10 protein-coding genes and 1 other RNA gene are annotated in these 7,416 nt (G+C 67.5%); 6 read left to right on the plus strand and 5 right to left on the minus strand.

From position 1 onward, the window contains the following. The first annotated feature begins 158 nt into the window (after positions 1-158). Entirely contained in the window at positions 159-1,145 is a 987-nt protein-coding gene (locus VKH46_00125) for a methyltransferase (GenBank protein HKB69222.1), read from the plus strand. Positions 1,146-1,406: 261 nt separating this feature from the next. Here VKH46_00125 and VKH46_00130 read toward each other — a convergent pair whose 3' ends face one another. Beyond that, a complete protein-coding gene (locus tag VKH46_00130; protein ID HKB69223.1) occupies positions 1,407-2,384 on the minus strand; it encodes a transglutaminase domain-containing protein in 978 nt (325 codons plus the stop codon). Between the two features lie 160 nt (positions 2,385-2,544). On the opposite strand from VKH46_00130, the gene VKH46_00135 reads away from it, so the two are divergent. Genes VKH46_00135 through VKH46_00145 form a run of 3 tightly spaced genes read left to right on the plus strand, consistent with a single transcriptional unit; the run spans position 2,545 to position 3,961 of the window. Then, on the plus strand, positions 2,545-3,072 hold the full coding sequence (locus VKH46_00135; protein HKB69224.1) for an RNA polymerase sigma factor: 528 nt from the start codon (positions 2,545-2,547) through the stop codon (positions 3,070-3,072). Next, the gene (locus tag VKH46_00140) at positions 3,069-3,449 is read left to right on the plus strand and encodes a hypothetical protein (protein HKB69225.1); all 381 of its coding nucleotides are present in this window, start codon (positions 3,069-3,071) and stop codon (positions 3,447-3,449) included. Before VKH46_00135 ends, VKH46_00140 begins: the two co-directional genes overlap by 4 nt. Next, positions 3,446-3,961 (plus strand): hypothetical protein, encoded by a 516-nt coding sequence (locus VKH46_00145; GenBank protein ID HKB69226.1) that lies wholly within the window; start codon positions 3,446-3,448, stop codon positions 3,959-3,961. The genes VKH46_00140 and VKH46_00145 overlap by 4 nt, the downstream gene beginning before the upstream one ends. Before the next feature lie 211 nt (positions 3,962-4,172). Here the strand turns inward: VKH46_00145 and VKH46_00150 are convergent, their stop codons facing one another. From VKH46_00150 to ssrA, 4 genes are all read right to left on the minus strand, one after another. After that, positions 4,173-4,517 carry a type II toxin-antitoxin system PemK/MazF family toxin gene (locus VKH46_00150; GenBank protein HKB69227.1) on the minus strand — a complete coding sequence of 115 codons (345 nt, stop codon included), beginning with the start codon at positions 4,515-4,517 and terminating at the stop codon, positions 4,173-4,175. Further along, positions 4,514-4,774, minus strand: coding sequence for a hypothetical protein (locus tag VKH46_00155; protein HKB69228.1), 261 nt, complete (start codon positions 4,772-4,774; stop codon positions 4,514-4,516). The genes VKH46_00150 and VKH46_00155 overlap by 4 nt, the downstream gene beginning before the upstream one ends. A 397-nt stretch (positions 4,775-5,171) precedes the next feature. Next, positions 5,172-5,414 (minus strand): GIY-YIG nuclease family protein, encoded by a 243-nt coding sequence (locus VKH46_00160; protein ID HKB69229.1) that lies wholly within the window; start codon positions 5,412-5,414, stop codon positions 5,172-5,174. Positions 5,415-5,511: 97 nt separating this feature from the next. Then, positions 5,512-5,872: a transfer-messenger RNA gene (ssrA, locus tag VKH46_00165) on the minus strand. A 239-nt stretch (positions 5,873-6,111) separates the two neighbouring features. On the opposite strand from ssrA, the gene VKH46_00170 reads away from it, so the two are divergent. Beyond that, positions 6,112-6,849 (plus strand): hemerythrin domain-containing protein, encoded by a 738-nt coding sequence (locus VKH46_00170; GenBank protein ID HKB69230.1) that lies wholly within the window; start codon positions 6,112-6,114, stop codon positions 6,847-6,849. Then, positions 6,846-7,385: a DoxX family protein gene (locus tag VKH46_00175; protein ID HKB69231.1), complete on the plus strand. Its 540-nt coding sequence runs from the start codon at positions 6,846-6,848 to the stop codon at positions 7,383-7,385. The genes VKH46_00170 and VKH46_00175 overlap by 4 nt, the downstream gene beginning before the upstream one ends. Positions 7,386-7,416: the final 31 nt, after the last annotated feature.

Here is a 7,416-nt window from a genome sequence, read left to right on the forward strand (position 1 = left end):
ATGTGCCTCGACCGCTGCGGGGGGCCCCCCCCGGGGGGGTCTTGAAGAGAGAACCGTAGCCCTACAGCGGGCGCCCTCCGCCGGCACCGTCGGCCGCGCGGCGCGCTGCGTCGGAACTGCGCGGACGACGATAAGATTTCGGGCCGGAGGAAGGAAAAATGGAGCTATCGCCCGAACCGATCATGCAGATTTCCATCGGACCGTGGGCCTGTTCGATCCTGGCCGCGGCGGTGGAGCACCGCGCCTTCGCTCGCCTGGAAGAGGGCGCGATGTCCGCCGAGGAGCTCGCCGGAAGGGCGGGTCTCTCGGGGCGGGGCGCCCAGGCCCTGCTCGACGGACTGCTCGGCCTCGGGCTCGTCGAGAAGAAGGGCGGCGGATACGGGAACACGCCGCTCGCCTCGCAATTCCTCGTCGAAGGGAGGCCGGCGTTCATGGGCGCCTTCGCACGGGTGAACCTCGCCGAAGCGGCGCTCCGGACCCGCTTTCCGGAGGTCGTGCGAACGGGTACTCCCCCCGAGGGAACGGCCGACGAGGCCGAGAATCCGTTCTGGGAGCTGCTCGTCCCGGCGATCGCGGGGCTCACGGCGCCGGTCGCGCAGGCGGCCGCCGAAACGCTCGGCGTCGCGAAAGCGGGAGCGATCTCCGTGCTCGACGTCGGGGGCGGGTCCGGGATCTATGCCGTGATCTGGGGAAAGGCGAACCGGGAAGCCCGCTTCACCCAGCTCGACTGGGCCAACGTCAACCGGATCGCGCGGGACATCACGGGCAAGGCCGGCCTGGGAGAGCGGTTCGAGACGATCGACGGCGATTTCCACACGACCGACTTCGGAGCCGCCCGCTACGACTTCGGGATCTACTCGAACATCGCCCACCAGGAGCCGCCCCGCGACAACGTCGCGGTCTTCCGGAAGTTTCGAAAGGCGATCAAGCCCGGCGGCGCGCTGATCGTGGGCGACCTGGTGCTCTCCGACGACCGGACCGGCCATCCCTTCGCCCTGATGTTCAACTCGACGATGCTCCTGCGGACGAAGGAAGGCTCCGTGTGGACCCGGTCCGACTACGAGTCGTGGCTGAAGGAAGCCGGCTTCTCGTCGGTCTCGTTCCACCCGACTCCGACGCCGACGACGCTGGTGGTCGCGAGGTAGACGCGCCGCGCGGCGCGGCGCGGCGCAGTCATGAGTCGGCTAGTCGCGAGTCGGAGCGGCGGCGAGGCGGAGCGGCGGCGTATCCGCCGCCAGTCGCCGCTCATGGATGGGCCGTGATGGCGATGATGGTGATCTGCTGCCGGCCCGGCCCGTAACACCAAAAGAGTTGGATTCCGCCTCCTGAGTCTCAGTTGGGGGTCAGATCTACAACATAAACTACGCGGCCCTCGAGTGGGCGCCCGTCCGAGGGCGCCCGCCGCCTCATCCGACGTTCCGGAAGGTGAGCGTCGTCGTCGCCGCCGAGGGCTTCCCGTCCACCTCGACGTAGGGATACACGAAGTAGTTCAGCGGCTCCCCTTGCTGGCGCGGCGAGAGCACGATGTCGCGGCCAATCGAGAACTGCACGCGGTTGGCGTCGAGGTGGCCGAAGAAATAGTCGTGGAGGCCCGGGGCCTTCCAGGCCTCCGAGATGTCGACCGGAATCCATCCGCGGCCGTCCACGTGGAATTCGGCCCAGCAGTGGTAGCCGGGAATCTCCCCCTCCGCGGCCGCGGCGGGGAGCGGAAATCCGATCTCGAAGCGCGCCGGGATCTTCTCGGCGCGCATCAGCGCGATGAAGAGGGAATGGAAATCGGTGCAGTTGCCGCGCCGGGCGTCGCACGCCCAGACGGCGTCGCCGCGGCCCCATCCCGTCCCGGTCTTGTCGTACCGCAGGCTCTTGAACACGTAGTCGTACAGGGCGCGCGCGATCTCGACCGGCTCCCGCCGGCCGCCGGCGATCTCGTCGGCAAGCGCCTTCATGCGGCCGTCGATCGGCACCAGCCGGTCCGCGCGGAGGAAGCGGGCGACGGATTCCGGGGAAACCGCGGCGTCGTTTCCGGCGTAGTCGCGGCGGGTAACGCGGTAGCGGATCGTGAAGTGCGCGGACGCTACGGAAGGATTGGCCAGCTCCGCGTACAGGATTCGGTTTCCGTATTCGGGATCGCGGGTCTCGACGGTCGGAACGGGCCCGGTCGTGCCTTCGAGCGTGACCGTCTGGCTATCGCCGGAAACGGCCTCGGGAATCCAGATCCTCGCTTTCCTGGCCCCGGCAGGCAGCCCGGTCAACGCGACGTCGTACGTGAACGCGAACGTCCGGGACGCCGCGGGAGCGGACTCCTTCTCTCCGCGAGCGGCGGCCACCGCCAGAAACGCCGCGACAACGACACCCACACCGAGCCGGCCGATCAGCATCTTCATCGTTTCCCCTCCGCGCGCGGGATTTTCGCACGAGTTGTCATCCCGTTTCCGGCGCGGCTTTATTCATCCTGCCGATCGTCTCGGTGGGAACGCCCCGGCGCTAAACTCCTCCCCTGTCATACGAAACCGACTCTCCGGACACCAAGAACCCCGAGGAACCGTGAGCACGGCCATTGCGATGGAACGAGAGGACCTGGAACGAGAGCTCGAGGCGCTGCACGCGGCGAGCTTCCGGTGGGCGCTGTCGTGCGCGCGAGACCGCGCCGAGGCGGAAGACGCGCTGCAGGCGGCGTACCTGAAGGTGCTCGACGGCCGCGCGCGGTTCGAGGGGCGCTCGAGCTTCAAGACATGGCTCTTCGCGGTGATCCGGAGAACGGCCGCGGAAGAACGGCGGAGCTTCTGGCGGCGGCTGATGGCGCGCAACGGCGGGATCCCGGAAGCGTTCGCCGATCGGGGACCCGATCCGTTGGCTTCGGCCGGACGCGCCGAGGACGCCGCCAGGCTAAGGGGCGTGCTCGGCCGGCTCCCGCGCCGGCAGCGCCAGATGCTCGAGCTCGTCTTCTCGCACGACCTGACGGTCGAGGAGGCGAGCGCAACGCTCGGGATCGGCGCGGGTTCGGGCCGAATTCACTATCACCGCGCGAAGAAGCGGCTGCTCGCACTGCTATCGGAAAGGAAGAAACCATGAACGAGATCGACGATCGCGAGCTGAAAAGGCTCTTCTCGGAGCTCGCCCGCGCGGAGGAACGATCGGCGCCGCCGTTCCGGCGGCCGGCGGAGAACGCGCGACAGCCTCGGCGCGTCCGCCGGCCTCTCGTCTTCGCCGCGGTTGCAGCGGTCGTCGTCATCGCGGCGGCGGCGTCGCTGCAGTGGTCGAATCGCCAGGCGGCGCCGCCTGCCGGACGCGCGGCTTCGACCGTCACGATCGCGAGCTGGTCCGCGCCGACCGACTTCCTGCTCGAAACGCCGGGAGACGAGATCCTCTCGTCGACGTCGTACGACGCGGTGTCATACGAAAGCCTCGCGTCCGCCACCAAGAACGCGAACGAAGGGAGAAAGCCATGAAGAAATTCCGAGCCCTCGCCCTCGCGCTCACGATGTCGATCCCGGCTGTCCTCGCCGCTCAGCCGGGCCGCCCCGGCGGCCCTCCGGGGCCGGGCGGACCGGGAATGGCGTCCGGCGGGCCGGGGCCGGGGATGCGCGACGACCCGCTCGGCCGGTCGTTTTTCCCGCCCGAGCTCGTGATGGAGCACCAGGAGGAGATCGGGCTTCAGGACGCGCAGCGCAAGGCGATCCAGGAGGCGATCCAGAAGGCGCAGTCGGTCTTCGTCGACCGCCAGTGGAAGCTCGCCGCGGAGGTCGAGAAGCTGAAGAAGCTCGTCGACGCGTCGTCGATCGACGAAGCGAAGGCGCTCGATCAGGTGGATCGTGTGCTCGCCGCCGAGCGGGAGATCAAGCGGACCCAGCTGTCCCTGATGATCCGGATCAAGAACACGCTGACGGAAGCGCAGCGGCAGAAGCTCTCGGACCTCCGTGGACGGCGCGGCAGCGCCGCGGGCGGCGGCCCGCCGCTCTGAGGGGAGGGCGCGGCAAACCGGGGAAATCGCTACCGGGACCGATAGATGTCCTTGCGATGACCGATCAGCCGCGGCGACGCGCTGGTTTCCTGCCGCGGCCGAGCGCCTTGCGGAGCTCCGCTCCCGAGACGATCCGATCACCCCGGTCATGGAGACGGTCGAGCGCGATGCGGTAGTCGGCGTACTCGGCGAGATACGCGCCGGAAAGCCGTCAGAGGGAAAGGGCAGCCGAAAGGCCGACGTCCAGCGCGGCGACGACGTCCACGGGAAGCGCGCCGACACGCTGGCTCAGCTTCGAGCGGTCGAGCGTCGTGACCTGGTGGCACAGCGCGATGCTGTCTCGTTCGAGCCCCGTTCCGCGCGCAGGGACCGGAATCGCCGTGGGACCTCGCCTGCCCTGGGCGCCCGACGTCGAGAGAGGGACGACGATCACCGACTGCCACCCCGGAGATTCATTGAACGCATCGTGCGAAACGACGATCACCGGCCGCCGACCGCGTTGCTCGGAACCGGATCTCGGCCGCAGCTCGGCCCACCAGACGTCGCCGCGTTTCACGTACGGCGCTTCCGAAGATGGTCCACGGCGGCTTTCTCCAGAGAGCGGTCGAGATCATCCGCCGAGCCTTTGCGGTCGGCCGCGTAGTCGGCGATCGCTTCGTGGAGCTCGCTTCGCCGGCGCTCCTCCAGCCACCGTTCGATCGCCTCGCGAGCGACGGTCGTCGTCGGGCGTCCCTCCCGTTCCGCTTCGCGACGCAGCTCCCGATAGGTCGGTTCCGGAAGCGGAAGGTGGAAGTTCTTCGTGGCATGTTTCATGGCATCGATTATGCCATGGGATTGTGGCAAGCCCGCTAGCTGTGTTCTCTCAAGGACTTCGCGTCGCGGGAGCGGAAGGGACTGCGCGCAGCTTGGGCCGCCGATTCGGCCAGTTGCCCGTCTAGCAGGCTGCTGAAAAACGAATCCGGGCGGCGTGTCACGAGTCTTGCCGATCGCTCGCAGGACGGCGCGGCGCTCCAGCTCGACGAGGTTTGGCGCCGGATCTTTTTTACGCGCGAACGGCAAGACTCGCGCCACCAGAAGGTTGCGGCGGCGCAGGCCCGACTGCTTCGTTCCCGCACCTAGACGATGCGGCCGGACACGCCCGAGGCGCGGCGTCTTACATTCGAGCCCGCGGCGCTCGCAACCCCGCTACGGACCCTTTTTCAGCAGCCTGCTAGTAGAGATGTTTTCGGGCGAACGCTATTTCTGATCCGGTTTTCAGATAACGCTCGAACTTTGCCGCGCGCTGCTCGTCTTCGAAACCGATCGTGACCTCGATCTTCCACGGGACGTGCCGCGCGGTGAATTGGGACTTACCTGTGTTGTGTTCCTCGAGCCGCCGCGTCGGGTTGTCTGTCAGGCCTGTATAGACCTTCGCGGGATGGGATCGCGAGCGAAGAAGATAGACGTATTTCAACCTGCCCTCCTTCGCATGTCGCGGCTTTTTCAACGTCTGAGAGGACTTGTCCTCCGTAGCACAACCCTCATGATGGGCTTCGAAGTGCGAAGGAGGATGGTGGAGGCGGCGGGAGTCGAACCCGCGTCCGGAGAAGTGAATCGAAACGCCACTCCATGCTCAGTTCCTCTTTGATCTCGGGCCGGCGCTCAAAGAGGAACCAAACGCGCCGACCCTACCCCGAATTGAATGTCTCCCTCAGGTCCGGGGACCCCTTCGGGATGAGCCCATGTTTGCGACGCCCTTTTCCAGCGCGATGGGCGCGCTCCGGGAAGGACGTGGCTGGTCCTAAGTGTTAATTAGGCAGCCAGTGCGAGGTTGCTGTTCGCAACTATTGTTTTCACCCTATTTTACGAGGCGAGTGAACCTCGGCATGCGACGTTTCGACCAGGCGACCCCGTCGAAACCGTTTCGCCCCCTCAAAGATCGAAGGGTATTTTAGCACGGCGGGGCACCCACGTGACGCGAAGGTTCCCTCACCCGTCTCGCTTCGCTCGTCGGCCTCTCCCGCGGGGAGAGGCGGGGAAAAAGGCGCCGACGGGTCATGAATCCTCCTCAGTAATAGTCGACGATCTCGACAACGGACTTCAATGCAACGTCGTGCGGCTTACGCACGTTTCTTGCAGGCATGATGGAAACCGGATCGAAAGGAGCAGCGATGAACGACCTCGATTCCCGCCGCGCGCTTCTCCGCGGCTCCCTCGCCGCGGGAGTGGCGCTCGCGCTGCCGCTGCCGGGAGCCGCGAAGAAGAACAACGCGCCGAAGGAGAAAGCCGAGCCGGAAGTCACCGCGACGGAGGACCTGATGCGCGAGCACGGCATCCTCCGGCGCATCCTCCTCGTCTACCGGGAAACCGCGCCGCGGCTCCGGACGAACGCCGCCGAGATCGACGCCGCGGCGCTGCGCGACGCCGCCCTCCTCTTCCGCGCGTTCGGCGAGGAGTACCACGAGAAGCTCCTCGAAGAGCAGCACATCTTCCCCGTCGTGCGAAAGCGCGGGGGCGAGGCCGGCGCGTACGCCGACGTCCTGCAGGCGCAGCACCGGCGAGGACGCGAGATCACCGACTACGTGCTCTCGGCGACCCGCGGCGGGAAGCTCTCCGCCTCCGCGGGGGGCGAGCTCGCCGGCGTCTTCGAGGCGCTCGACCGGATGTACGAGAACCACGCGGCGCGCGAGGACACGATCGTGTTCCCGGCCTGGAAGATGGCCTTCACGAACAAGCAGCTCGACGAGCAGGGAGACCGGTTCGAGGAGATCGAGAAGAAGATGTTCGGCCACGACGGATTCGAGGACGCGGAGAAGAAGATCTCGGGAATCGAGAAGACGCTCGGGCTGGCCGACCTGGCACGGTTCACGGCCCCGCCTCCTCCGGGCGCGGGAGCCCGGCGGCCGTGAAGCTCGTCAGCGCCCCGCCAGCGCCCGCGGCGACGATCCTCGTGCGGCTCCTCGTCGGCGGCGTCTTCCTCTCGGAGGGGATCCAGAAGTTCCTCTTTCCCGATGCTCTCGGTCCCGGACGTTTCGCGAAGATCGGCATTCCCGTGCCGTACCTCTCGGCCCCGTTCGTGGGCGCGGTCGAGATCGTCTGCGGTGCGCTCGTGATCGTGGGGCTCGCGACGCGCCTGGCGGTCATTCCGCTGCTCGTCGACATCGCCGTCGCGATCGCGACGACGAAGATCCCGATGCTCGTCGACAAGGGCGTCTGGGCGGCGCTGCACGAGGCTCGGACGGACTGGTGCATGCTCGCGGGCGGTCTGTTCCTGCTGATCGCCGGGCCGGGGCCGCTGTCGGTGGACGGTTATGCGCGGCGATACGCGCCGTTATACGGGTCCGGCGAGCCGGCCGGCGGCTCGACGTACGTTCCCGGTAGGCCTTCACCGCCGGCGGGCTCGCCGGATTCGTCTTCCAGCATGTCTGGCCGCGCCTCACGGTAGTTCCAGCCGCAGCCTTCAGAGGCGACTCCGA

Source organism: Thermoanaerobaculia bacterium (genome assembly GCA_035260525.1).
Classification (GTDB): domain Bacteria; phylum Acidobacteriota; class Thermoanaerobaculia; order UBA5066; family DATFVB01; genus DATFVB01.

Coding starts and splice junctions, on each gene's coding strand:
- VKH46_00140 (HKB69225.1), top strand. CDS start 3,069: ATGAACGAGATCGACGATCGCGAGCTGAAAAGGCTCTTCTCGGAGCTC.
- VKH46_00155 (HKB69228.1), bottom strand. CDS start 4,774: ATGAAACATGCCACGAAGAACTTCCACCTTCCGCTTCCGGAACCGACC.
- VKH46_00170 (HKB69230.1), top strand. CDS start 6,112: ATGAACGACCTCGATTCCCGCCGCGCGCTTCTCCGCGGCTCCCTCGCC.
- VKH46_00145 (HKB69226.1), top strand. CDS start 3,446: ATGAAGAAATTCCGAGCCCTCGCCCTCGCGCTCACGATGTCGATCCCG.
- VKH46_00125 (HKB69222.1), top strand. CDS start 159: ATGGAGCTATCGCCCGAACCGATCATGCAGATTTCCATCGGACCGTGG.
- VKH46_00130 (HKB69223.1), bottom strand. CDS start 2,384: ATGAAGATGCTGATCGGCCGGCTCGGTGTGGGTGTCGTTGTCGCGGCG.